The 24,903-nt window shown below is 64.5% G+C and carries 21 protein-coding genes; 8 read left to right on the top strand and 13 right to left on the bottom strand.

All coding sequences use genetic code 11. From position 1 onward, the window contains the following. The first annotated feature begins 25 nt into the window (after positions 1-25). Complete coding sequence (locus VGV41_RS11545) at positions 26-1,282, top strand: MFS transporter (protein WP_326863981.1); 1,257 nt, start codon at positions 26-28, stop codon at positions 1,280-1,282. 15 nt (positions 1,283-1,297) lie between these two features. On the opposite strand, the gene VGV41_RS11540 is transcribed toward VGV41_RS11545, so the two are convergent. Continuing rightward, entirely contained in the window at positions 1,298-2,326 is a 1,029-nt protein-coding gene (locus VGV41_RS11540; RefSeq protein ID WP_326863980.1) for an alpha/beta fold hydrolase, read from the bottom strand. A gap of 311 nt (positions 2,327-2,637) precedes the next feature. Between VGV41_RS11540 and VGV41_RS11535 the strand changes: the two genes are divergently transcribed. After that, positions 2,638-3,210 (top strand): sterol desaturase family protein, encoded by a 573-nt coding sequence (locus tag VGV41_RS11535; RefSeq protein ID WP_326863979.1) that lies wholly within the window; start codon positions 2,638-2,640, stop codon positions 3,208-3,210. A 31-nt stretch (positions 3,211-3,241) separates the two neighbouring features. Here VGV41_RS11535 and yghU read toward each other — a convergent pair whose 3' ends face one another. The 10 genes from yghU to VGV41_RS11485 all read right to left on the bottom strand — a co-directional run bounded on the left by yghU (position 3,242) and on the right by VGV41_RS11485 (position 14,924). Next, complete coding sequence (gene yghU, locus VGV41_RS11530; protein ID WP_326863978.1) at positions 3,242-4,120, bottom strand: glutathione-dependent disulfide-bond oxidoreductase; 879 nt, start codon at positions 4,118-4,120, stop codon at positions 3,242-3,244. Positions 4,121-4,275: 155 nt separating this feature from the next. Continuing rightward, a complete protein-coding gene (locus VGV41_RS11525; RefSeq protein WP_326863977.1) occupies positions 4,276-4,965 on the bottom strand; it encodes a response regulator in 690 nt (229 codons plus the stop codon). Continuing rightward, the gene (locus tag VGV41_RS11520; protein WP_326863976.1) at positions 4,962-7,631 is read right to left on the bottom strand and encodes a sensor histidine kinase KdpD; all 2,670 of its coding nucleotides are present in this window, start codon (positions 7,629-7,631) and stop codon (positions 4,962-4,964) included. The genes VGV41_RS11525 and VGV41_RS11520 overlap by 4 nt, the downstream gene beginning before the upstream one ends. Before the next feature lie 82 nt (positions 7,632-7,713). Then, entirely contained in the window at positions 7,714-8,316 is a 603-nt protein-coding gene (locus VGV41_RS11515) for a K(+)-transporting ATPase subunit C (RefSeq protein ID WP_326863975.1), read from the bottom strand. 13 nt (positions 8,317-8,329) lie between these two features. Next, on the bottom strand, positions 8,330-10,402 hold the full coding sequence (kdpB, locus tag VGV41_RS11510) for a potassium-transporting ATPase subunit KdpB (protein WP_326863974.1): 2,073 nt from the start codon (positions 10,400-10,402) through the stop codon (positions 8,330-8,332). A gap of 24 nt (positions 10,403-10,426) precedes the next feature. Beyond that, entirely contained in the window at positions 10,427-12,130 is a 1,704-nt protein-coding gene (kdpA, locus tag VGV41_RS11505) for a potassium-transporting ATPase subunit KdpA (protein ID WP_326863973.1), read from the bottom strand. 70 nt (positions 12,131-12,200) lie between these two features. Continuing rightward, entirely contained in the window at positions 12,201-12,290 is a 90-nt protein-coding gene (locus tag VGV41_RS11500; RefSeq protein ID WP_326863972.1) for a K(+)-transporting ATPase subunit F, read from the bottom strand. A 9-nt stretch (positions 12,291-12,299) separates the two neighbouring features. After that, a complete protein-coding gene (locus VGV41_RS11495; RefSeq protein WP_326863971.1) occupies positions 12,300-12,440 on the bottom strand; it encodes a hypothetical protein in 141 nt (46 codons plus the stop codon). A 237-nt stretch (positions 12,441-12,677) separates the two neighbouring features. Beyond that, positions 12,678-14,054 carry an MFS transporter gene (locus VGV41_RS11490; RefSeq protein WP_326863970.1) on the bottom strand — a complete coding sequence of 459 codons (1,377 nt, stop codon included), beginning with the start codon at positions 14,052-14,054 and terminating at the stop codon, positions 12,678-12,680. Positions 14,055-14,150: 96 nt separating this feature from the next. Then, positions 14,151-14,924: an alpha/beta fold hydrolase gene (locus VGV41_RS11485; RefSeq protein WP_326863969.1), complete on the bottom strand. Its 774-nt coding sequence runs from the start codon at positions 14,922-14,924 to the stop codon at positions 14,151-14,153. Between the two features lie 88 nt (positions 14,925-15,012). Between VGV41_RS11485 and VGV41_RS11480 the strand changes: the two genes are divergently transcribed. The 6 genes from VGV41_RS11480 to VGV41_RS11455 all read left to right on the top strand — a co-directional run bounded on the left by VGV41_RS11480 (position 15,013) and on the right by VGV41_RS11455 (position 20,954). Next, the gene (locus tag VGV41_RS11480) at positions 15,013-16,014 is read left to right on the top strand and encodes an amidohydrolase family protein (protein WP_326863968.1); all 1,002 of its coding nucleotides are present in this window, start codon (positions 15,013-15,015) and stop codon (positions 16,012-16,014) included. 8 nt (positions 16,015-16,022) lie between these two features. After that, on the top strand, positions 16,023-16,721 hold the full coding sequence (locus VGV41_RS11475; RefSeq protein WP_326863967.1) for a dienelactone hydrolase family protein: 699 nt from the start codon (positions 16,023-16,025) through the stop codon (positions 16,719-16,721). Positions 16,722-16,746: 25 nt separating this feature from the next. Continuing rightward, complete coding sequence (locus tag VGV41_RS11470) at positions 16,747-17,493, top strand: GntR family transcriptional regulator (RefSeq protein ID WP_326863966.1); 747 nt, start codon at positions 16,747-16,749, stop codon at positions 17,491-17,493. A gap of 32 nt (positions 17,494-17,525) precedes the next feature. Next, on the top strand, positions 17,526-19,256 hold the full coding sequence (locus VGV41_RS11465) for a CocE/NonD family hydrolase (RefSeq protein ID WP_326863965.1): 1,731 nt from the start codon (positions 17,526-17,528) through the stop codon (positions 19,254-19,256). A 139-nt stretch (positions 19,257-19,395) separates the two neighbouring features. After that, on the top strand, positions 19,396-19,929 hold the full coding sequence (locus VGV41_RS11460) for a carboxymuconolactone decarboxylase family protein (protein ID WP_326863964.1): 534 nt from the start codon (positions 19,396-19,398) through the stop codon (positions 19,927-19,929). After that, on the top strand, positions 19,929-20,954 hold the full coding sequence (locus VGV41_RS11455; RefSeq protein WP_326863963.1) for a tripartite tricarboxylate transporter substrate binding protein: 1,026 nt from the start codon (positions 19,929-19,931) through the stop codon (positions 20,952-20,954). The genes VGV41_RS11460 and VGV41_RS11455 overlap by 1 nt, the downstream gene beginning before the upstream one ends. Positions 20,955-20,970: 16 nt before the next feature. On the opposite strand, the gene VGV41_RS11450 is transcribed toward VGV41_RS11455, so the two are convergent. Both VGV41_RS11450 and VGV41_RS11445 read right to left on the bottom strand, forming a co-directional pair. Next, the gene (locus VGV41_RS11450) at positions 20,971-22,065 is read right to left on the bottom strand and encodes a 2-hydroxyacid dehydrogenase (RefSeq protein WP_326863962.1); all 1,095 of its coding nucleotides are present in this window, start codon (positions 22,063-22,065) and stop codon (positions 20,971-20,973) included. Positions 22,066-22,191: 126 nt separating this feature from the next. Continuing rightward, complete coding sequence (locus VGV41_RS11445; RefSeq protein WP_326863961.1) at positions 22,192-24,903, bottom strand: molybdopterin-dependent oxidoreductase; 2,712 nt, start codon at positions 24,901-24,903, stop codon at positions 22,192-22,194.

Raw genomic sequence — 24,903 nt, 5'->3', positions numbered from 1 at the left:
CAATTTGGAAGCGGCGTTTGCGTCGATGCGCCGCCGCCCGTACTGTCCGGCGGCCATGCGCCAGAGCGGAACCGGATACCGGGCCTTCCCCCGCAATATTCGCCTGCTGATCGTGTCGCGGTTCGCCCGCAGCGTCGGCCAAGGCGTCACCGTCGCGAGCTTCGCGCTTTATCTGCATGCGCTCGGTTTCGGCGGCACCGTCATCGGCGCAGTGCTCACCGCCGGCCTCGTTTTCGGCGCCACGCTGACGGCCATCGTCGGTCCCTTGAGCGACCGGCGCAGCCGGCGCGCGATGCTGCTGATCTACGAGGTCGTGTCCGGCCTCGCCGCGCTTGCCGTCATGGTCATAAGCAGCGACGTTGTCCTGTTCGCCGCGGCGACGATTGCCGGCTTCGGCCGTGGTGCCAACGGCGCGGCCGGCCCGTTCGCGCCGGTGGAGCAGGCGTGGATCGCGCGCGAGGTTGAAGGCGCGACGAGACGCCAGGCGCTCTCGTTCAACGCCACCGTCGGCTTCCTCGGCATGGCCGCCGGCGCGACCCTCGCTTTGCTCCCCGGCGTCTTGTCGGGCGACATCACCGTCAACGGCTATCGGCTCCTGTTCGTCGTGCCGGCGCTCAGCTCGCTGGTCGCCGTCGCTGCGCTCGCGCTGACGCAGGAAACGCAAGCGCCACCCGCGCCGCCCACGCTCCATCCGTTGTCCGGGGACCACATCACGCGGCAGGAGAACCGCCAATTGCGGCGGCTGGCCATCGCCAACGTCGTCAACGGCTTCGGCATCGGCATGATCGGCCCGTTGATGGCCTACTGGTTCGCGCTCCGCTACGGAAAGGGCTTGAGTTCGATCGGTCCGGCAATGGCCGTCGGCTTCGTGCTTGCCGCATTCGGCTCGCTGCTCAGCGGGCGTCTCGCCAGCCGCTTCGGACCGGTCCGCGCCGTACTCCTGATGCGCGGCTTCGGCATCCTCTGCCTGGCGGCGATGCCGTTCGCGCCGGCCTTCGGCATCGCCGTGGGGCTCTACGCCGTCCGCTCCGCCTTCAATCGCGGCACGGTCGGCGCGCGGCAGGCCGTCACCGCCGATCTCACGCGAGCCGAACGCCGCGGCATGGCCGCCAGCATCCAGAACCTGTCGCTGCAGATCCCGCGCGCCATCGGCCCGTTGTTGGGCGGCTGGCTCCTCCACCGCGGCGACCTCGCGCTGCCGTTCCTGATCGCGGCCGGATTGCAGGCCGCCTACGTCGTGCTCTACGGCATTTTCTTCGGCAGCCTCGACCGCATGCGTTGAGGAGCGCGCGCTGCGTCAGCTCGCGATCGGCGCCGGCTCGGCGAGGAAGTTGCGCAGCGCATAGAACAAGAGATGCCGGTTCTTGCCCCAGCCGGCGCTGTGCGCGGTCTGCGGCAGGATGACGAACTGGCGGTCGCCATTCGGAAGCTGCCGGTAGAAGTCGAGCAGGTCGTCGTTGGTCGAGTTGCCGTCGAACTCGCCGCGCAGCATCAGCACCGGCGCCATGACCTTTTTCGGATCGACGATCGGCAGGTTCGCCGCCATGTCGAGATAGGTGCCGGTCGGCACCGTGTCGCCGAACTTCATCTCGTCGGCGATGATCGCCTCGGCCACCGCCGGATCGTAGAACTGCGGATGGCCGTCGCGGGTAAAGATCGAACGGATCATGGCGGCGTCGCGCTTGCGGCGGTTATTGGCGCGCAACTGGTCGATGCGCTTGCGCCGGCGTTCGATCTCGGCCGCGCCGTTGCCCTTGTAGGTGAAGGCGCTGAGCATCAGCCGGTCGACGTGCTCGGGCTGCGCCTGCGCGTAGGCCGCGGCGCGAATGCCGCCGGACGACGTGCCGTAGAGATGGACCTTCGCCCGCCCGCTCTCTTTCTGCACGACGGGCATCGCCGCCTTGAGGTCCTCGACGCCGCTGGCGATGTCGGAGTTATTGCCGGACGAGCCGGAGCGGCCATAGCCGTCATGGTCCATGGTCCAGACGTCGTAGCCCTCGCGGGCAAGCACGTTCATCAGCGAGTACTCGCCGTGGCCCGGCACCGAGAGATCGTAGGACGTACGCGATGAATTCGAGGAGCCGTGGACCAGGAAGACGACCGGGCGCGCGGCCTCGCCGGCCGCCGGCGCGCCGAGACGCTTGCGCCAGAGATTGAGCTTCACGCTGCCCTTGTGCGCCCAGTATTCGCTGCTCCAGATCGCCGTTTCCGGCGCGGCCGCCGCCGCGCCTGTCATGCCGGCCATGAGTCCCATTCCGATCCCCGCCCCGGCGCCCTGCAGTACCGCCCGCCGCGCAACGCCTTTGCCATCGTCGATCTTGGACATGTCGATTTCTTTCGTGTCACGAAACCGCTTCGAGGCGGCTTCGACACTCCGGATTATGCGGCCGCGCCGGAACCGCTGCAATATACCGCGCACGCGACTTCCCACCGTCGATTACCGGGCTCGGCAATGCCTCCTGCTTGCGGGCCGAAGGAGCGGACGAACCGGACGGATGGCGGCGACCGGCCGCCCCGCGCCAGGCCGTCAGGACACGGGACGTCGGTGTGATCATGACAGAATCTTAATGTCGCTGGCTTCCCAACGCGCTAGTTTGCCCTGATGCGGGCCGACCGCGCCTCGCCGGGCGAGCACATGTGAGCGGCGCCATGAGAATGAGTAAACTCACGTATTTCGCTGAATTCTTCCTGTTTCCGCCGCTGATATCGATCCTGCTCATCGCGACGCTGCGCGGCCACGTACAGGCTTGGCTGGCAAGCTATCTGCTCGGCCTCACGGCGTGGACGTTGATCGAATACCTGCTGCACAGGTTCGTCTTCCACCACGTCCCGGTCCTGTCCGAACTGCATGAAAAGCATCATCATCGCCCGCTCGAGCTGATCGGCACGCCCGCCTGGGTCAGCGTTGTCGCCGCCATATTCGGCTTTGCGGTTCCCCTGTATTTCCTGATTGGCACCGAACCCGCGGCGGCGATGACGTCCGGCCTCATGACCGGCTACCTCGCCTATGTGTTCGTTCATTACGCGACGCACCACTTCCGAGTACAGCCGAATTCCTACTTGTACCGCGCGCGACTGCGCCACGCGGCGCACCACTACCGCGGCGGCGACGTCAACTTCGGCGTCACCACCGGATTTTGGGATTACGTGTTCGGCACGGCATGGAAAACAGAGCGAAGCCGCGTGCGGCCGCCCCGCGAATTGCATTAGCGCAGTCCCATCCCGTCCTTTTCAACCGGACTCATGGAGCCGCGGCGATCTTGTCCTGCGTCTTGGTCGCGAAATCGGCGGCTTCGTGCCGCTCGTGTAGCTGGTTCGCCGGCTCGCCGCTGATACGGTTGACCATGCGGCCGCGCTTCAGCGCCGGGCGCGCGAGCAACATGTCCGCCCAGCGGTGCACGTTCTTGTACTCGTGCGCACTCAGGAATTGCGCCGAGTCGCCGTACTGCCAGCCTTTCACCAGACCGCCGTACCAAGGAAAGATCGCCATGTCGGCAATCGTGTAGTCGCCGCCGGCAATGTACTCGCTCTCGGCGAGGCGGCGATCAAGCACGTCGAGCTGCCGCTTTACCTCCATGGCGAATCGATCGATGGCGTATTCAATCTTCGTCGGCGCGTAGGCGTAGAAATGACCAAAGCCGCCGCCGAGATACGGCGCGCTGCCCATCTGCCAGAACAGCCAGGACAGACATTCGGCGCGCTGCGCCGGCTCCTTCGGCATGAAAGCACCGAACTTCTCGGCAAGGTAGAGCAGGATCGCGCCGGATTCGAACACGCGGATCGGCTTCTCTCCGCTGCGATCCATGAGCGCGGGAATCTTCGAGTTCGGGTTCACGGCGACGAAGCCGCTGCCGAACTGTTCACCCTCGCTGATCTTGATCAGCCAGGCGTCGTATTCCGCACCTTTGTGCCCGAGCGCCAGGAGCTCCTCGAGCATGATGGTGACCTTCTGGCCGTTCGGCGTGGCCAGGGAATAGAGCTGCAGCGGATGGCGCCCGACCGGCAATTCCTTCTCATGCGTCGGCCCGGCAATGGGCCGGTTGATGCTGGCGAAGCGGCCGCCGTTCGGCTTGGTCCAGGTCCACACCTTCGGTGGCGTGTAGTCGGTAACGTCGCTCATGCTCGATCTCCACAAATCCATCCATACGATAGGATGCGCAGTCGCCGGCCGATACTGCCGGAAGCGCAGGACCGGGATGCGCTGCCCGGCGCGCCGAATGTTGGACAGGACGTGCAACCGCAGGCTGGGGTGGCAGTACCGGACATCGCAGCCCTTCAGGCCTCCACGATCCGATAGCCGATGCCCGGCTCGGTGAGGATGATCCGCGGGTCGTCGGCCTTTGCTTCGATCTTCTGCCGAAGCTGGCCGATATAGACGCGCAGGTATTGCGTATCATCCGTATGCGCCGGGCCCCAGACCGCGGCGAGGATTTGCCTGTGCGTCACCACCCGGCCCGCGTGCCGCGCCAGGAATGACAACAGCTCGAATTCCTTCGGCGTCAGCCGCAATTCGGTGCCGGCGCGGGTCACCCGGTGGCGAACGGCATCGATTTCGAGGTCGTCGATACGGAGAATCGGCGGCTCGGCCTTGCGCTGCATGCGATGCCGAAGCGCGGTTCGCATCCGCGCCATCAGCTCGCCGACATTGAATGGCTTGTTTACGTAATCGTCGGCGCCGAGATCGAGGGACTCGATTTTCTCCGTCTCGCGTTCGCGCGCCGAGAGAACGATGATCGGCACGTCGGACCATTCGCGGGTCCGGCGGATGACGTCCTTGCCGTCGCCATCGGGCAACCCGAGATCGAGAAGGACTATATCGGGCGAGTCGGCAGCCACACGTTTGATGGCCTCCGCCACCGTGCCGGCGCTGACGATCTCGAAATCGTTCGCTTCGAGCGCCGGCCGCAGAAACCGGACGATCGCCGCCTCATCATCGACCAGGAGCACGCGCCGATTGTTGCTCATGTGGGCGGGACCTCGCACGGGAAGACGAGAATGAAGCGCGCGCCGCGGCCTTTCGCAACCGGGCTCTCGACCCGGATCGACCCGCCATGCGCGTCCATGATCCCTTTGGCGATCGCGAGTCCAAGCCCGGTGCTCTCGCCGCCATCGGCCGGCCCGCCGGCGGCCTTGGCGAACTTATCGAAGATATGCGACTGCACCTCCGCGGCGACGCCAGGTCCGTCGTCAGTCACGCGGAGCACAATGTCGCCATAGGCGATGGCGGCATCGATCGCGATGCGAGCCTCCTTGGGCGTATGGACGACGGCGTTAGCGACCACGTTTCCGATCGCCTGCTCGGCGAGCGTCGCATCGGCGCGCACCAGCGGCAGGTTTTCGGGCATCTCGACCTCGATCGCCTGCGCGGCGCCGCGGCGGCGCGCGGCGTTTACCACCCGCGCAACGATCTCGCGCAGGTCGACCCAGTCCCGCCGAAGTTCCAGTGCGCCGGCGTCGATGCGGGTGATGGCGAGCAGGTTGCGCACCATCTCGTCGAGCCCTTCGGCTTCAGTCTTGATCTGGCTCAGCAAGTCCTTTTGCGCCGCATCCGGCATCCTGTCACGATAATCGATCAGGCTCGTCGCCGCGCCGAGGATCGACGACAAAGGCGTACGGAAGTCGTGCGAGATCGAGGCAAGCAGGGTATTGCGCACGCGCTCGGTCTCGGTCGCGGTCTTCGCCGTCACCATCTCGCGCGACAGGAGCGCGCGTTCCAGCGCCGCCGCGGTTTGCTCGGTCAGCGTGTCGAGCAGCGCCCGCGCCTCGGAATCGAGCTGGCCCTCGCCGCGGGCGACGCCGATGACGCCGAGCGTCTTGGCACCGATGCGCAAAGGAGTGAAATACCAGGGAATGGTCGGCAGCGTGCCGGTGTCGGCGCCTGCCGGCTCGCGGTGCGTGTAGGCCCAACGCGCGGCGGTCGTCGCCGCCGCATCGAGCGTGTCCTCGGGTGGCCAGGCGGCCGCGAGCGCGAGATCGTCGTCGCCCTGCGCCAGCAGCACGATGACGCCGCGGCCAAGGCTCACATGGATTTCACCCGCCGCCCCCTCCGCCACTGCGTCGAGACTTGCGAGGCCGGAGAGCCGCCGGGTGAACTCGTAAAGCCGCCGCGTCGCGCGCATGCGTGTGGCGGCGACAGTCGCCTGCTGGCGCACGCGGCCGGCCAGGGCGGAAGAGATGATGGCGACGATCAGGAAGATGACGAGCGCCAGCAGCTCGAAAGGCTCGGCAATGGTGAAGGTGTAGAGCGGCGGGATGAAGAAGAAGTTGTAGACGAGGAAAGACAGGAACGACGCGAAGATCGCCGGCCCCACGCCGAACGAGACGGCAATCAACAGCACCGCCAGCATGAACACCATCGACAGATTCGGGATCGGCGTCAGGGCGGTGAGGCCTTTACCGACCGCCAGCGCCGCCATGACGGCGAGCGCGGCATAGAGAAACGGCAGCGGCGCGATCCGGGTCGAGCTCGGCGGGCGTTTCGCCTCTGCCACCGCCTCGGTCTCCCGCGTCACCACGTGAATGGCGATATCCTGCGTGCGCCGCACGAGCTCGTGCGGCAGCGAGCGCCGCAGGACTTCGCTCAAATAGCCGCCGCGCGAGCGGCCGATGACGATCTGCGTCACGTTCTCGAACTTGGCGAAACGCAGCAGTTCCGCCGGCACGTCGGTACCGGTGAGCGTCTGGGTCTCGCCGCCGAGGCTTTGCGCCAGCGCCATGGCCTCGTCGATGCGCTGCCGGGCGGCCTCGTCCAGACTCGCGCCGGGCCGCTCAACCGTGACCGCGAGCCACGGCGCGTCCATGAGATCGGCGAGACGCTTGGCGGTGCGGATCACCGCTGGCGAGATCTGGTCCGGGCCTATGCAGGCGAGGATGCGCTCGCCCGCCGCCCACGGGCCCTCGATCGCCTGCGCCTGCATGCGCTCGATCAGCGAGGCGTCGACGCGCTCGGCGGCGCGGCGCAGCGCTAATTCGCGTAGCGCGGTCAGGTTTTGCGGCTTGAAGAAATGCTCGACCGCGCGCGCCGCCGTGTCCTGCACGTAGACCTTGCCTTCGGCGAGGCGCTTCAGGAGCTCGTCGGGCGGGAAGTCGACCAGCACGATCTCGTCGGCCTTGTCGAACACGCTGTCCGGCACGGTCTCGCGTACACGGACCTTGCTGATCTTCTGGACAACGTCGTTCAAGCTCTCCAGATGCTGGATGTTGAGCGTGGTCCAGACATCGATGCCGGCGTCGAGCAGTTCGTCGATGTCCTGCCAGCGCTTGGGATGGCGGCTGCCGGGCACGTTGGTGTGCGCGTATTCATCCACCAGAAGCAGGCTCGGCCGTCGTGCAAGCGCGCCGTCGAGGTCGAACTCGCGCACCATCTGGTTGCGGTAGACGACCGGCTTGCGTGGGAGCAGCGGGAGGCCTTCGACCAGGGCTTCCGTCTCGCGGCGGCCGTGCGTCTCGATGAGGCCGGCCGCGACGTCGCGGCCGCCCTGCATTTCGCTGCGCGCTGCCGTGAGCATGGCATAGGTCTTGCCGACGCCGGGCGCGGCGCCGAGAAATATCTTCAGATGCCCGCGCCCCTCCTTTTTCGCCAGGGCGAGAAGGGCGTCGGGCGACGCGCGGGGCGTTTCAACGCTGGCCATGCCGTTTCCTCGTGCGGATCATACACGAAAAAACCCGCGGCCGATTTGCGTCCGCGGCGGGCAGCGGGGAATCCCGTGTCGATCAGGACTTGATGGCATCCAGCGCCAGATTGAGTTCGAGCACGTTGACTCGCTGCTCGCCGAGCAGCCCGAAGGTGCGTCCGGCGACATGACCGGTGATCAGGTCGCGGACCTTGGACTCCGCAAGGCCCCTCGCCTTCGCAACGCGCGGCACCTGGAAATAGGCGGCGTCGGGTGAGATATCGGGGTCGAGACCGCTGCCGGAGGTGGTGACGAGATCGATGGGCACGGCCGCGTTCGGATTCTCGGCCTTGAGCTTGGCGACGTCGGCCCTCACGCGCTCGGCAAGGGCCTTGCTGGTCGGCCCGAGGTTAGAGCCGCCCGAATTGGCCGCGTTGTACGGCGCCTCAATCGTCTTGCTGGCATCCTTCGGATCGGGGGCCGTCGTCGCCGACGGACGACCGTGGAAATACTTGTCGCTCGTGAAGTTCTGGCCGATCAGCGCCGAGCCGATCACCTTGCCGTCCTTCTCGATCAGGCTGCCCTGCGCCTCCGAGGGGAAGACGAGGCCGGCGAGGCCGGTCATCGCCAGCGGATAGATGAGGCCGGTGATGATCGTCAGTGCGACGATGAACACGATGGCGGGGCGGATTTCCTTCAACATGACCGTAACCTCGTTAAGCCAGGTGCAGCGCGGTGACGATGACATCGATCGCCTTGATGCCGATGAACGGCAGGACGATGCCGCCGATGCCGTAGACCATGAGATTCTGGCGGAGCAACGCGGCGGCGCCGATCGGCCGGTATTTCACGCCCTTCAGCGCCAGCGGGATCAGCGCGATGATGATGAGCGCGTTGAAGATGATCGCCGACAGGATGGCGCTCTGCGGCGTCGACAGGCCCATGATGTTGAGCACGCCGAGCTGCGGGTAGAAGGCGGCGAACATCGCCGGGATGATGGCGAAGTATTTCGCCACGTCATTGGCGATCGAGAAGGTCGTCAGCGAGCCGCGCGTCATCAGGAGCTGTTTGCCGATCTCCACCACCTCGATGAGCTTGGTCGGATCGGAATCGAGGTCGACCATGTTGCCGGCCTCGCGCGCCGCCTGCGTGCCGGTCTGCATGGCGACACCGACGTCGGCCTGGGCGAGCGCCGGCGCATCGTTGGTGCCGTCGCCGCACATGGCGATCAGCCTGCCGTTCGCCTGCTCGTTGCGGATGTAGCGCAGCTTGTCTTCCGGCGTCGCCTCGGCGATGAAATCGTCGACGCCCGCCTCCGAGGCGATCGAGGCGGCGGTGACCGGATTGTCGCCGGTGATCATTACCGTCTTGATGCCCATGCGGCGCAGCGCGGCGAAGCGATCCTTCACGTCCGGCTTCACCACGTCCTTGAGGTGGATGACACCGAGGATGCGGCCGCCATCGACGAGGCCGAGCGGCGTGCCGCCGGAGCGGGCGATCCGGTCTACCGCTACGCGGAAAGCCTGCGGCTCCTGAACGCTCTGGCCGGCTTGCTCGGACGCAAATTTGAGCACCGAGTCGATCGCGCCTTTGCGCAGGCGGCGCCCGCCGACGTCAACCCCCGACAGTCGCGTGGTTGCCGAGAACTCGATGAAGCGTGCATCGGCTGCGGGCGCTTGCCGCGTCAAGCCGTAACTTTCCTGCACCAAAGTGATGATCGAGCGGCCCTCCGCCGTCTCATCGGCGTCGCTGGCGAGCAGCGCGGCCTCCGCGGCCTCGCGCTCGCTCACACCCGGCACCGGGATGATCTCGGTCGCAAGACGATTGCCGAAGGTGATGGTGCCGGTCTTGTCGAGCAGCAGCGTGTCGACGTCGCCGGCGGCCTCAACCGCGCGGCCGGACATGGCCAGCACATTGAAGCGCACGAGACGGTCCATGCCCGCGATGCCGATCGCCGAGAGGAGCGCGCCGATCGTGGTCGGGATCAGCGTGACGAACAGCGCCACCAGCACGACGACCGAGATGGCGCCGCCGGCGTAGGTCGCATAACTCGGGATCGTCGCGGTGGCGAAGACGAAGATGATGGTCAGTCCGACCAGCAGAATGGTGAGCGCGATCTCGTTCGGCGTTTTCTGCCGCTCGGCGCCCTCCACCAGCTTGATCATGCGGTCGAGGAAGGACGAGCCGGGCGAGGACGTGATGCGAACGATGATGCGGTCGGAGATGACAGTGGTGCCGCCGGTCACCGCCGAACGGTCGCCCCCGGACTCGCGGATGACCGGCGCGGACTCGCCGGTGATCGCCGCCTCGTTGACCGACGCGATGCCCTCGATGATCTCACCGTCGCCGGGGATGACGTCGCCCGTCTCGCAGACGACGAGGTCGCCGGCCTCGAGTTCGGTCGCCGGCACGCTCTCGAAAACCTCACGGTTGTCCGGCATCAGCAGACGCTTGGCGACCGTCTCGGTGCGCGTCTTGCGCAACGTGTCGGCCTGCGCCTTGCCGCGGCCCTCCGCCACCGCCTCGGCGAAGTTGGCGAACAGCACCGTGAACCACAGCCAGATGACGATCTGGAATTCGAAGACGATCGACTGGCCGCCGCTCACGAGATCGCGCACGAGTAGCACGGTCGTCAGCACGGTGACGATTTCGAGCACGAACATCACCGGGTTCTTCGCCAGCGTGCGCGGATCGAGCTTCACGAAGGATTCTCCGATCGCCGGCAACACGATCTTCGGATCGAGCAGAGTCGAGGCCGGCATCCGCTTGCGCAGTTTCGAGGTGTCCATCGTCTTGAACTCCGAATCTTTTGCTCAGAAGACTTGGCCGGCCTGCATCGCCAGATGTTCGACGATGGGGCCGAGCGCGAGCGCGGGGAAGAAGGTGAGGCCGCCGACGATGAGGATGACGCCGACGAGCAGGCCGACGAACAAGCCGCCGGTGGTCGGGAACGTGCCGAGCGAGGGCGGCACGGACTTTTTGGCGGCGAGCGAGCCGGCGATCGCCATGGCTGGCACGATCATCCAGAAGCGTCCGAAGAACATCGCGACCGCACCGGTGATATTGAAGAACAGCGTATTCGCCGTGATGCCGCCGAATGCAGAGCCGTTATTGGCTGCGCTGGACACGTAGAGATAGAGCATCTCGGAGAAGCCGTGCGGCCCGCTGTTGCCGAGCTGCGGCAGCGCTTGCGGATTGACGGCCGCCACCGCAGTCCAGCCGAGCATCATCAGCGGCAGGATCAGGATGGCGAGCATCGCCATCTTCACCTCGCGCGCCTCGATCTTCTTGCCGACATATTCCGGCGTACGGCCGACCATCAGGCCCGCGACGAATACGGTAACGATGACGAACAACAGCATGCCATAGAGGCCGGCGCCGACGCCGCCGACGACGATCTCGCCGAGCTCCATGTTGATAAGCGGGATCATGCCGCCGAGCGCGGTGAACGAGTCATGCATGGCGTTGACGGCGCCGCAGGAGGCGGCGGTGGTGATCACCGCGAACAGCGCCGAGGCGACGATGCCGAAGCGGACTTCCTTGCCTTCCATGTTGCCGCCGGTGAGACCGAGCGAGTTCAGGAGGCTGGTGCCGTTGGCCTCCGCCCAGTAGCAGACCGCGACGCCCGCAATGAACAGCACGCCCATGGCGGCGAGGATCGCCCAGCCCTGGCGCTGGTTCCCGACCATGCGGCCGAACACGTTGGTGAGCGCCGCGCCGAGCACGAAGATCGACAGCATCTGTACGAAGTTCGACAACGCGGTCGGGTTCTCGAACGGATGCGCGGCGTTGGCGTTGAAGAAGCCACCGCCATTGGTGCCGAGCATCTTGATCGCCACCTGGGAGGCGACCGGGCCGACGGCGATGGTCTGCTTGGCGCCTTCGAGCGTCGTTGCATCAACGTAAGCGCCGAGCGTCTGCGGGATACCCTGCCAGACCAGGAACAGCGTGTAGACGACGCAGATCGGCAGCAGGACGTAGAGCGTGCAGCGGGTGATATCGACCCAGAAGTTGCCGACCGTGCGCGCCGAAGCGCGCGCGAAGCCGCGGATGAGCGCGACCGCGAGCACGATGCCGGTCGCCGCCGACAGGAAATTCTGGTGCGTCAGGCCGAGCATCTGCACGAGGTCGGACATCGTGCTTTCGCCGCCGTAGTTCTGCCAGTTGGTGTTGGTGATGAAGCTGATCGCCGTATTGAACGACAGATCGGGCGCGACGGCGGACTGGTCCGCCGGGTTGAACGGGAGCGATGCCTGCAGCCGCATCAGCGCATAGAGAATGACGAAGCCGCCGACGTGGAACAGCAGCATGGCGATCGTATAAGCGAGCCAGCCCTGCTCGCTCTTCTCGTTGACGCCGCCGACGCGATACAGCAGCGCCTCGACCGGCCGCAGCACCGGCGACAGGAACGTACGTTCGCCGTTGAACACGCGCGTCATGTAGCCGCCCAGGACGGGCGTGAGCGCGACGATGATCGCGCAATAAAGAACGATCTGGACCCAACCGATGACGGTCATGGCATGTCTCTTTCGTTACGCGCGATCTTTTCCGAAAGCCGCGTCACACCTTTCGGGATCATGCGCGTCCTCAGAAGCGTTCGGGACGCAGAAGCGCGTAGGTGAGGTAGATCAGCAGCCCCGCGGTCACGAGGGCGGCGAGCGAATAGTCGATGGGCATGGCGCACCTTCAGAGGCGGTCGCAGGCGTAGGCGTAGCCGATGGTGAGGACGAAGAGGCCGGCGGCGAGCGCCAGCATAAGAATGTCGAGCATGGCTTCCTCCCTTTCGGGATGGTTCTGGTTCGGGCCTGGAAATAAGGCCCCGACCATAAGGAAGCGATGCGGAATGATTTTGAGGGGTATCAAAGAGCTATAAAGAGCGCCGCGCCCCCTTTATGCGTCGCTCATCCTTTGCGCCTGATTTTCCGGCCGAATTGCGGTCGGCGCGCGCTCACCTGTGGCCCACAAAGGGCCCAACGTAGGAAGCCAAAATCGCGTCCGGCTCGGGTCACCTGGCCGTCCAAGAGACGCGTGGGCAACCCGACAGAAGAACGGTCGTTCCGCCTGCTAACTTGCTCGGGCTTGGGAAATCTCCTCGAGCGCTTTGCCACGCGTTTCAACACCGATCGCGAGCAGCGCGAATGCTGCAACCAGGAATGAGAGAGCAAATGTGTGCAGCACATAGGCGCCGGCTCCGTAGGCGAGCATGAAGCCGACCACAGTGGGCGCCAGGAACGAGCCGATGCGGCCGATCCCGAAGAACCAGCCCACCGCCGTCGCCCGCAGATGGGTCGGATGCAGTTCGCTGACATAGATTCCGGTCGCGCCATAGACCCCCGGATTGACCCAGCCTACTGCCGCCGCGGCGAAGTACAGCCACATCCCGCTCGCCATTGCGAACCACAGATGGCAAAACGCGCCAATGAAATAATACAGGAACAGCACCGGCCGGCGCCCATATTTGTCGATCAGGAAGCCGCAGGCCGAATATCCGAACACGGCGGCGATCGCCTGAACGAGCATGAAACTGATCGCTTGGCTGAGCGGAATGCCGCGCTGCTGCAGAATCGTGGGAAGCATGAACAGGATGCCGTTCGAAGACCACAGGAAGCCGAATGAGACGACCCAGAGCAGCAGCGTGTTCTTCGCGCGCCCGGGAGCCAGCAACTCGAAGACTGTGACCTTCGTCTCGGTCGCTACCTCCGGCCGGAGATTCGGCAGCGCGTCGATTTCAGCAGCCGTTAGCGTGCGGCCGATGGCCTGCCTCTCAATGTCATCGACGGTCTTCTCAGCTTCGGCAATCCGCCCTTTCGCGAGCAGATAGCGGACGGATTCCGGCATGTATCTTCGCACAAAGAATAGAAGGACTGCCGGCACCACGCTGACGACGAAAAGACCTCGCCATCCCCACCGCGGAATGATGAGAAGACTGAGCCCGGCCGCGATCACAAGCCCGACCGGAAAGGCGGCCATGATGTTGCCGGCCATCCCGCCGCGGATGCGCCCCGGGCTGAACTCGGAGCTGAGCGTCAAGGTGACAGGCACTTCTCCGCCGAGACCGAAATTCGACAAGAAGCGGAAGACGCCGAGGGATGCCACGTTCCAGGAGACCGCCACGAGGCCGCTAAATATGGCGAATAGACCGACAGTCGATTGGAACGCGGTGCGCCGGCCGATGTAATCCGACAGCGTTCCCCAGAACAGCGCGCCGAGGAAGGCGCCGACCAATCCGACCGTCGCAAGCAGACCACTCTGGGCAGGCCCGAGCCCAAACTCTCTGGCGACCGGTGGCAGCGCAGCGCCGAACAGGGCGAAGTCGGCGGCGTCGAAAGCAATTCCGCAGAATGCGAGAATGAAGAAATTGCGATGCCACCGCGAGAATGGCAGGCGTTCGAACCGCGCAACGAGTTGGGCGGATCTCTGCTCCACAGTTGTGGATGTCATTGCGTTCCCTCCGAGCGCGGCCGCGTATTTGCGACCCTGTTTTTGGAGGTAACGTGCTACATTTCACTTTGTATGACAAGTGGCGGCTGTGGATGCTTAGCCGCTCAGAAAATCGGAAATCAGCCGGAGCGCTTCCGTCGGCCGTTCAAGGACGGACGCGTGCCGCGCCCGCGCTATCCAGCCGATCTTGGCGCCCACGACGGTCGCGGCAAGCCAGCGCGCAGCCTCGAGGAAGCTCAGGATATCCTCGTCCCCGCAGATAACGAGCGTCGGTGCCTTGATCCGCTTGACGTCGTCGCGCAAATCGGCTGCAGCGAGCGCTTCGCAGGCCAACGCATACCCCTCGCCTGGACAGCGCGCGAGCGCTTCGCGCACGTAGCGGACTTCCGGACTGTCTTGGGCAATGGCCTGCGGAGTGAACCAGATTGGCAGTAAGCCATCGACGAGCGAGCCGACGCCCTGCTCTCGTGCGGCTTTCGCGCGCAAGGCCCACATGCTGCGCAACTCATCGGTGTAGCGCGGCGTCGTGTCGATCAGCACCGATCGATCCACTAAATCGGGGTAAGCGGCCGCAAGTCTCTGCGCAATCAATCCGCCGAGTGAGATGCCTATAACATGCGTGCGCGATATTCCTTCGCGGCGAAGCACCTGAACGGCGAGGTCGGCCAGATCTTCAATGCTATATGCATCCGAGGGCACCGGCGTTTCGCCATGGCCCGGGAGGTCAAAGCCGAGGAGGCGAAACTTTTCCGCAAGTCCTTCAGCGAAATCCCAGAAGCGCCGGTCAACCCCGAGGCAATGCAGCAGCAAAACCGGCGCTCCGCTGCCGGTCGAATGTAGCACGACAGAGTCGGGATCGAGCCGCGGCATGGGCACCTGTCCTGTGAACGCGCGCCTTTACTCAAATTTCGTCTCTTTGTATACCAGGTTTATCCGCAGCCGGGGACCGGGAGTCGACGTGATCATCGACGTGTTCAACCATTTCATGCCGCGACCTTACCTCGAACGGCTGCAAAAGATCGCCCCAGACCACGTCGCGGCAAAGGCCTTTCCTCGGCTCGATACGCTGGTCGATGTCGATGCCCGCCTGCGACTGGTTGAAGAATTCGACGGCCTGCGGCAAGTCCTTTCGCTGGCAAATCCGCCGCTCGAACTGCTCGGGCCACCAGCGGTGTCAGTCGAGCTTGCCAAGATTGCAAACGATTGCCTGGCGGACATTTGCCGCCGTCATCCCTACGCCTTTCCGACCTTCATCGCTGCCTTGCCGATGAACGATGTCGATGCGACCTTGCGCGAGATCGACCGGGCGACGGGCGAACTCGGGGCGCGCGGCATTCAAGTCTTCACGAATGTCGCCGGCACGCCACTCAGCGATCCGAAATTTCGGCCGATTTTCCGTCGTATGACCGAAAAGAACTTGCCGGTCTGGGTCCACCCGATGCGCGGCCCGGATTTTCCGGACTATGCCACCGAGAAAACCTCCGAAGCCGAAGTCTGGTTCTCGTTCGGATGGCCCTACGAGACGACCGCGTGCATGACGCGGCTGATCTATTCCGGGCTGTTCGATGAACTACCGACGCTGAAGATCATCAGCCACCATATGGGCGGTATGATCCCATATTTCCCGGCGAAGATTAAGCTCGGCTTCAGGCAGATCTTCTTCGGAACCGTCGATCGCAATCCGGTCGCGGAAGACTGCGGGCTCAAGCGGCCGCCGCTCGATTACTACAAGATGCTCTATGCCGACACTGCGCTCGGCGGCGAGGAAGCGCCGACGAGATGCGGGCACGCCTTTTTCGGCACTTCGAGGTGTCTTTTCGCGACCGACGCGCCATTCGACCCGGAGCGCGGACGCGCGCTCATTCGCGACACGATCCGCGGCGTGCGTGCCCTCTGTTTGCCGAAAGACGATACTGACGCCATCTTTGCGGGCAACGCCCGCACCTTACTGAATCTATGAGTGCGGACATGAAAACACAAAACATCAAGATCAAGCTTCGCGACGGGGAAATGGGGGCTTATCTCGCGATTCCCGACGGCAAGCCGGCCGGCGCGATCATCGCCATCATGGAAATCTGGGGCGTCAATGACACGATGCGGCACCACGCGCATGAATTCGCGCAAGCCGGCTTCATCTGTCTCGTCCCGGACCTGTTCTGGCGGCAAGACCCCGGCGTGGAGCTCTCCGACGGCAATCTCGAGCATGTGAAGAGGGCGTTCGATCTATACTACGACTTCGACTACGATCTCGCCGTCCGCGACATGGAAGACACGTGGCACTTTTTGGAGAAGTTGCCCGAGTGCAACGGCAAGGTTGGCGCGGTCGGATACTGCCTTGGCGGCAAGCTCTGCTACCTCATGTGCTGCCGCACCGACATCGATTGCGCCGTCGCATATTACGGCACTTACATTGAGCACAATATCCGGGAGGCGCCGAATCTGCACCGGCCGTTTGTGCTGCACATGGCGATGAAGGACCGGTGGGTGCAGGCCGAAGTCAACGAGCTTTTGGAACGAAGGCTATCGGCTAATCCCCTCGTGACGATCCACAAATATCCCGGCGCCGATCACGCCTTCGCCCGCATCGGCGGAAAAACGTACAGCAAGCCCGAGGCAGACCGCGCGCTGGGGCTCACGCTCGATTTCTTCCGTCAACATCTTGGCTAAAACAGAGGTATGGGACGGCCATCGGATGGCTAAGACACGTTTGTCGAAACCGCGGAGCTTCCTCTATTCCGATTTGCTTTCAGCTCTCCGGGCGCGCATAGCGGATGGCACTTATCCATCCGGCAGCCGCCTGCCGAGTCTCGCCGAGCTGACAAAGTCGTTTCGCGTCAGCGCGATCACCGTCCGTCGCGCGCTCCGCGAACTCGTTTACGAAGGACTGGTGGAAGGCCACCAAGGGCTCGGCGTCTTCGTGCGGTCGAAGCCGCGCATCCATCGCGTCCTTGCGGGAGATCCCGACCGATCCATCGGCGACGAAATCAGGCGCGCTGGTTTCGTGCCACGCCTTGTCGAGGTGGATCATGGCCCGACGCGCGCGACCGGGTCCGTCGCCACCAGGCTCGGGCTGCGCAGCGGAAGCACGATCTTTCGGCACCGGAAGCTTACGTTCGCCAGCGACGTTCCTGTCGCCCTCCATCGCCTGCACATGCGGCCTGCGCTCGCGCGGCGTTTGGGCGCCGACCTCGGCAGCGAATTCATTTTCACGTTGCTCAAGAAGAAACGCATTCCGATCGCAAGCCTGCGCTGCGAGTTTAGCGCATCGACGCTGAGCGAAGATGAAGCCCGGCTTCTCCAGATGCCGACCGGCTTTCCGATCTTCCGGGTCGATTACACTGGCGTCGACCGACGAGGCGCAACTTTTATTCTGGGCGAGACCATCTGCCGGCCAGACCGGTTTGTCTTTGAAATCATCCTGCCCCGCAGGACGCGCTGATTCCCGCACCGCAGTACGGAGCGATCGCAAAAGTGGAAAACGAAATTTACGACGACATGCGGATCGAGTTCGATGCTCCCATCGAAGCGGATGACGGCCTGGTCTTGCGCGCCGACGTGTATCGTCCGGCCGCGGCGGGGCGCTATCCGGTCATCATGAGCTATGGGCCGTATGCCAAAGGGATGTCGTTTCCCGACAGCCGCCCCTATGCGTGGAAGCATCTTGCAGAGGGCCACCCCGAGGTAACGCAGGGCTCATCGAACCGCTATCAGGCCTGGGAGGTCGTCGATCCGGAGAAATGGGTCCCGGACGGCTATGCCGTCGTACGCGTCGACTCCCGCGGCAGCGGCCGCTCCCCCGGCTTCCTCGACCCGTGGTCTCCGCGCGAGACCCGTGACCTCTACGAGTGCATCGAATGGGCTGCTCGACAGCCCTGGTGCAGCGGCAAAGTCGGGCTCAACGGCATTTCGTACTACGCGATGAATGCCTGGCAGGTGGCCGCGCTCAATCCGCCGCATCTCGCTGCGATCTGCGCCTGGGAGGGCGCGGCAGATCACTACCGGGACGTCTGCTACCATGGAGGCATCTTCTGCCAATTCCTGACCAATTGGTATGCGCGCGGTGTCATTCCGATGCAGCACGGCTACGGCGGTCGCGGTTCGCGCAGCCCCCTCACCGGCGACCTCGTCACCGGACCGGAAACCCTTCCAGATGAGGCGCTAGCCGAGAACCGCAATGACATCGTCGCCAGCGCGCTCGCACACCCGCTCGAGGACGATTACCACCGGGCGCGCTCGCCCGAACTCGAGCGCATCACCGTCCCTTTCCTCTCGGCGGCAAATTGGGGCGGCCATGCGCTGCACTTGCGGGGCAACACCGAAGCGTTCATGCGCGCGGCGTCTGCGCAAAAATGGCTCGAGTTTCATGGCGACACCCACTGGACGCATTTTTACACCGATTATGGCCTCCAACTGCAGAAGCGCTTTTTCGGCCATTTCCTGAAGGGTGAGCGAACCGGTTGGGACAAACAGCCGCGCGTTCAACTGCAGGTCCGCCACCCCGGCGAAAAATTCATTTTGAGGCATGAGAACGAGTGGCCGCTCGCACGGACAACATGGACCAGGTTCTATCTTGATCCCGCCGCGGGCGTGCTTCAACCGGAACCGCCTGCGCGACAGGCAGTACTTAGCTACGACAGCTCCGGCGACGGACTGACCTTCTCGACGCCTCCACTGTCGGAGCCGCTGGAAATCACCGGCCCCCTCTCCGCACGACTTCACATCTCGTCCGCTACCATCGATGCTGATGTTTTCTTGATCCTGCGCGTGTTCGCACCGAACGGCGACGAGGTCGTTTTCCAAGGCGCGCACGATCCGCACACCCCGATCGCCTTCGGATGGCTCCGCGCCTCACGACGCAAGCTCGACATGACCCGCAGCCTGCCGTATCGGCCCTATCATGCGCACGACGAGGAGCAGCCGCTCGTTCCCGGCGAACCTGTCGGCCTCGATATCGAGCTCTGGTCAACGTCCATCGCTATTCCGGCGGGCTATCGCCTTGCGCTCACGGTGCGCGGAAGGGATTACGAATATCCCGGCGGGCCTGCAAAAATGCCGGGGGTCCCGTTTCCTCTTTCAGGAGTTGGGCCGTACCTGCACGCGGACGCGGGTAACCGTCCCCCGTCGATCTTTCAGGCTCAAAATGCGATTCATTTCGAGAGAGACTCGTCGAACTGGATCATGCTGCCAATCATTCCAAGCTGAATACTGAGGGCGCCTCGATCGAAAACCCTTTCTGGCATTGGCGGCAGCGTCGTTTCAGGAGGAGTATAATGTGCTCGTCCGCGCCGATATCACAGACGAGTGCTTGATCATGACCCAGTGGATGTTGTGAAGTCGCCTCATGAGTCGCATACCTTACATTGAGGGCGAAGATACGCCCGAAACCGCAGATCTTGCCGCGCGTATCAGCGCCGGACGACGCGGAAACCTCATCAACGTCTATCGTTTGTTGCTCCATAGCCCACCAATTGCGGCGAGCTGGTTCGAGCATCTCAACGCGGTTCGGTGGAAGACCACACTCTCCGGAAGACTGCGAGAACTCCTTATTATTCGCATCGCTCTAATCAATCGCGTCGATTATGTGATTGCTCAACACATACCGAAGCTCGCGCTCGCGGATGGCGTATCCCTCGACGAATGCGAGGCATTGCGTGAATGGTCCGCCTCGGACCTGTTCTCTCCCGATGAAAGAGCGGCGCTCGCATATGCCGATGCCATGACGCGGGACGTCGCCGTGCCGGACGATGTCTTTGCAGCCGTTCGGAAACATTTCGACGACCGTCAGATCGTGGAGTTGTCGGTCCTGATAGGCACCTATAACATGCATAATCGCGTTATGCTGGCGTTGCAGATTGATCTAGAGAATTCACGGTGATGAACATGATATTTCAGCGAAGCAACCGCCCGTTTCATCGCTCCCGATGCGCATTGATTTTGCTTCTGGGGGTGACATTGATCTCGGCTGCCGGCAGTGCAACCGCGCAGGACAAGGGCGGCAAATGGCCGGACCGTCCGGTGCATTTCGTCGTGCCGTTTCCTGCCGGCAGCGCAACAGACACCGTTGCGCGAATCGTCGCGCAAAAGCTGGGGAGCGAACTCGGCCAGCCTTTCGTCATCGACAATCGCGCCGGTGCAAGCGGAGAGATCGGGACCTCGCTAGTCGCGCACGCCGCGCCCGACGGATATACGATCGGTCTCGCCACCAGCAGCACCCATGCTGTTTCTGCGGCTCTCAATCCCAAGCTCCCCTATGATCCGGTCGCTGACTTTACGCCGGTATCGATGATCGGCACCGAGCCCTACGTGCTCTTGGTATCCCCGACCCTGCCCGCGAAAGATGTTGCCGGCTTGATCGCTTTGGCGAAAGCGAAGCCGCGCACGCTTAATTACGCCTCAGCCGGACCCTCGAGTCTGGCCCATATTGCCGGCTCATTCTTCCAGCTTCTTACCGACGTCGAACTGACCGAAGTCCCCTACAAGAGTTCCAGCCAGGCAATTCTCGACCTGGCTGAGGATCGCATCCAAATCCAATTTGGCACGCTCGCCCCTACGCTGGGACAAATACGAGCGGGCAAGGTACGCCCTCTGGCGGTGACCAGCGCTGGACGGATCGAGTCGTTGCCGAACGTGCCGACGCTGCAGGAAGCGGGGCTCACCGGTTACGAGGTCGTCTTGTGGATGGCGGTCGTCATGCCGGCTCATGCGCCGCCTGCAATCGCGACACGCCTTAATCAGGCCATGGGCGACGCGCTTGCCGCAAAGGATGTCGTTGCCGCGCTAAAAGCGCAGGGAATGGAGCCCGGCCACACGACGCCCGCGGCGCTACGCGCGCGTATCCGTGCGGAGACGGCCAAGTGGCGTAGCCTCACAACTGCGCCGAGGGTAGACGCGCAGCATTAGCGTTTGCTGGAGAGGCTCAGTTCGAGGCGTGCCGGCCGGTGACGGCGTGCCACACGTTCGAGCACAGCCGATCCAGATCGTACAGGGCATTGTCGCGGGCGCCGATCGCAGTGTGCGGCATCAAAATGACGTTTCCGTCGCGATACTGCAGCAACGGCTCGGCTGGATCGGTCGGCTCGTTGTAGCCCACGTCCAGACCGAAGCCCCCCAAGCGGCCGTGTTCAAGAGCCTCGATAAGCGCGTCGTGATCGATCAGTTCGGCGCGCGCCACGTTGATGAGGACCGCGCCCGGTTTGACGCGGGCCAATTCGTTCCGGCCGATCAGCCCGCGCGTGGATTCGTTCAGCGGCAACTGGACGACTATAAAATCAGACCTGGCCATCAAATCGTCCAGCCGCGCATAAGTCGCGCCGAGCGACAATTCATCTTGTTCCGCAAGACGCCTGCGCTGGAAGTACAACGTTTTCATTTCGAAGGCTTGTGCGCGGCGTGCCAGCTCGCGACCGACTTCACCAAGCCCTATGATGCCGAGCGTCGCCCCGAACAGCATCTTAAGCCCGGTAATCCCGGAGAAATTCGAATAGCCCGCGAAGGGGCTGCGCTCGCGCACGTGCCAGCCCGCAGCTTCCAAAGCACCTGCTTCGACGAGACCAGCAAGCGGCCGAATACGCTTGGCCAGCGCCATCGCTAGCGAAAACGCCTGCTCGGCCACCGCGATATTGACGTGCCGCCGCACGGTCGCGACCGGTACATTGTGCTCGGCACACGCAGCAAGGTCGATATTGTTCGTGATCGTGCCAAACTTGTGGACCAGGGCAAGCCGTGGCGCCGCGGCCAGAACAGAGCGATCTATGATAAGGCTTTCGACGATGGCTGCGTCGGCCTCCCGGATCTTCGCCGCAAGCTCTTCCTGATCGGCGACGAACACCACTTCGACCGGATACAGGCCGGGAAAGCGGGCGCGCAGCTGCTCACACCATCCGAGGAAATCCGGCACGTCGTGCGCAAAGAACCGGCATACAGCCTCGCGGTGCGATTCAGCCGTCGTTGGGTCGAGAATGACCCCGAGAATCTTCAGGAAATGATCGTCCTCTACAACAATTTTCTTCATTTTTCCCTATCGGACACAAACGGCGACGCCGGCTGACTCGCCGACGCGCATGTTACCATTGTGTCAGGCGAGCGCCATTTCCGCTGCAAGGCGTCAAGCCATTTTCACTCACCCGCTCAACGGCCCTCACGCGTGCCCCTCAGCCTCTATCACAGTCTGGATGGACTCTGCGCGAGCGAGGCGATCGAGAGTGGCCTTGAGCTCGGGCAGGCACGAGCCGCAATTGGTGCCGGCGCGCAGCGCCACGCCAATGTCCTCGGTCGTGCGCGCACCCTGATCGACGGCGTGCCGGATGGCGCCGAGGCGGACGCCGAAGCAGGCGCAGACCTGCGGGCCGTCGGCGGCACGGCCGTCCGGCGATTTGCCGGACAGCACGGCGCGGCGCTCCGCCGGCGCAAGCGCTTCGGTGGCGAACAGCGGCTTTACCGCGTCCCAGCGCGGCGCCGCCGCCTGCGGTCCGATGAAGATGCAGCCGGCAAGCCGCCCGTCACGGAACGCGGCTACGCGGTAGACGCCGCCCTCGTCGGAGTACTCGGCGATTTCGGCTCCGGCGAAAGCGGCCGCGGCATGCGCGCGCCACTTGTCCGGCGCGTCGTTGCTCGCCAGTAGCAAGCCCATTCCATTCGGCACGGTCACGCGCGCCCACCAGGTGCCGGGCGGAAGATCGCCCGCCGTCAAGCCGAGCGCGAAGCCGGCGTAGCGGAAATCGACCGGTCCAATCGCCGCCGGCGTCGCCTTCGCCTCCGGCTGGCCAGAATGCGGATCGCAGGCCGGCGCCACGAGATCGCATACTCGCGCAGACGAGGCGGTCGCGTCGCTCCAGTGGATGGGCGCGAACAGCGAGCCGCGCCGCTGGCCGGCGCTGACCACGACCTTGAGCACGCATAACCCATGCGCCGTGCTCACGCGCGCGTAGCCGCCATCGGCGAGCTGCGCCTGCGCGGCGTCGCGCGGATGCACCTCGACGAACGGCTCCGGCAGGTGGTCGGCGAGCCGCGGGCTCAAGCCCGATCGCGTCATCGTGTGCCATTGGTCGCGCACGCGGCCGGTGTTGAGGCGAAAACGGAATTGCCGCGAGGTCGCCGCGCGCGGCGCCGGCTTGTCCACCGCGACCAGCCGGGCCTTGCCGTTCATGGTGAAATAACCACCGCGCCCGAAGATGCGCGCCGCCGGCGCCTCGTGCTTGCGCGCCGGCCACTGCATCGGCGCGAGCGCGTCGAAGGCGTCGTCGCCGACATCCGCCACCGCGCCGATGTCGAATGCGCGCGTGCCGTAGTTCTCGAACGCCGAGAGCGCGGCGTGTTCGCGGAAAATGTCGGCGGCGCTTTCATAAGGAAACGCGTTCGCAAATCCGAGGCTACGCGCGACTTGGGTGACGATCCGCCAGTCGGGCCGCGCCTCGCCCGGCAGCGGCAGGAACGGCCGCTGCCGCGAGATCCGCCGCTCGGAATTGGTCACCGTCCCGTCTTTTTCGCCCCACGCCGCCGCCGGCAACAGCACATGCGCGCCGGCATTGACCGTGTCATTGTCGCGCACGTTTTCCGAGACGACGAACAGGTCGAGTTTGCCGAGCGCGCGCCGCACGGACGCGGCGCGCGGCAGCGACACCGCGGGGTTGGTGGCCATCACCCACAACGCCTTGATCTGCCCGCGCTCGATCGCCTCGAACATGCGCACCGCCTTCAGCCCTTCGCGGCGCGCGATGTTGGGCGCGCCCCAGAAGCGGCCGACGCGATCGACGTCGAGAGGCACGAAGTCCATATGCGCGGCGAGCTGGTTGGCGAGTCCGCCGACCTCGCGGCCGCCCATGGCGTTCGGCTGGCCGGTGAGCGAGAACGGCCCCGTGCCGGTCTTGCCGATGCGGCCGGTGACAAGGTGGCAATTGACGATAGCGTTGACCTTGTCGGTGCCTTGCGCCGACTGGTTCACGCCCTGCGAATAGCAGGTCACGACGCGCGGGATCGTGCGGAACAGGTCGAAGAAGCGGCCCACGTCGGCGGGATCGAGGCCGGTCGCGGCGGCCGTCGCGTCGAGGTCGGGTGCGATTTCCCGCGCGCGCGCCAAAGCATCGGCGAGGCCGGTCGTGTGCCGCTCGATATAGACGTAGTCGAGCGCGAGCGTGTCGGCGAGGTGAACCAGCAGGCCGCTGAACAGCGCGGTATCCATGCCCGGCGCGATCGGCAGGAACAGATCGGCGTCTTCCGCGCTTGCGGTGCGGCGCGGATCGATGACGACGATCAGCGCTCCGCGCCTGCGCCGGTTGGCGACCATGCGCTGGTAGAGCACCGGATGGCACCAGGCGGCATTCGATCCGACGAGGATGATGAGATCGGCTTCGTCGAGATCCTCGTAGCAACCGGGCACCGTGTCGCTGCCGAAGGCGCGGCGATGGCCGGCGACCGACGACGCCATGCAGAGCCGCGAATTGGTGTCGACGTTCGCCGAGCCGAGGAAGCCTTTCATCAATTTGTTGGCGACGTAGTAGTCCTCGGTCAGCAATTGTCCGGACAGATAGAAGGCGATCGAATCGGGCCCGTGCTTCGCCAGCGTCTCGGCGAAGCCACTCGCGACCCGATCGATGGCCGTGTCCCATGCAATCTGCTGCAGCGATCCGTCGGCCGCACGCAGCATCGGATGCAGCAGGCGCGGCGCGAGGCCGAGCGTCTCTCCGAGCGCCAAGCCCTTCGAGCATAGACGTCCGAAATTCGACGAATGGTCGGGATCGCCGGATATCGCCGCGCCGCCTTCTCCGTCGGGCCGCGCCAGCACGCCGCAACCGACGCCGCAATACGGACACGTGCTGCGGATCGGCGGCGGGTGCTGGAGGGGAGCGTTCAC

It is taken from the genome of Pseudolabrys sp., from assembly GCF_035943735.1.
GTDB lineage: Bacteria > Pseudomonadota > Alphaproteobacteria > Rhizobiales > Xanthobacteraceae > Pseudolabrys.
The sequence above is the reverse complement of the archived record's forward strand: the minus strand, read 5'-3'. Positions and strand labels throughout refer to the sequence as shown.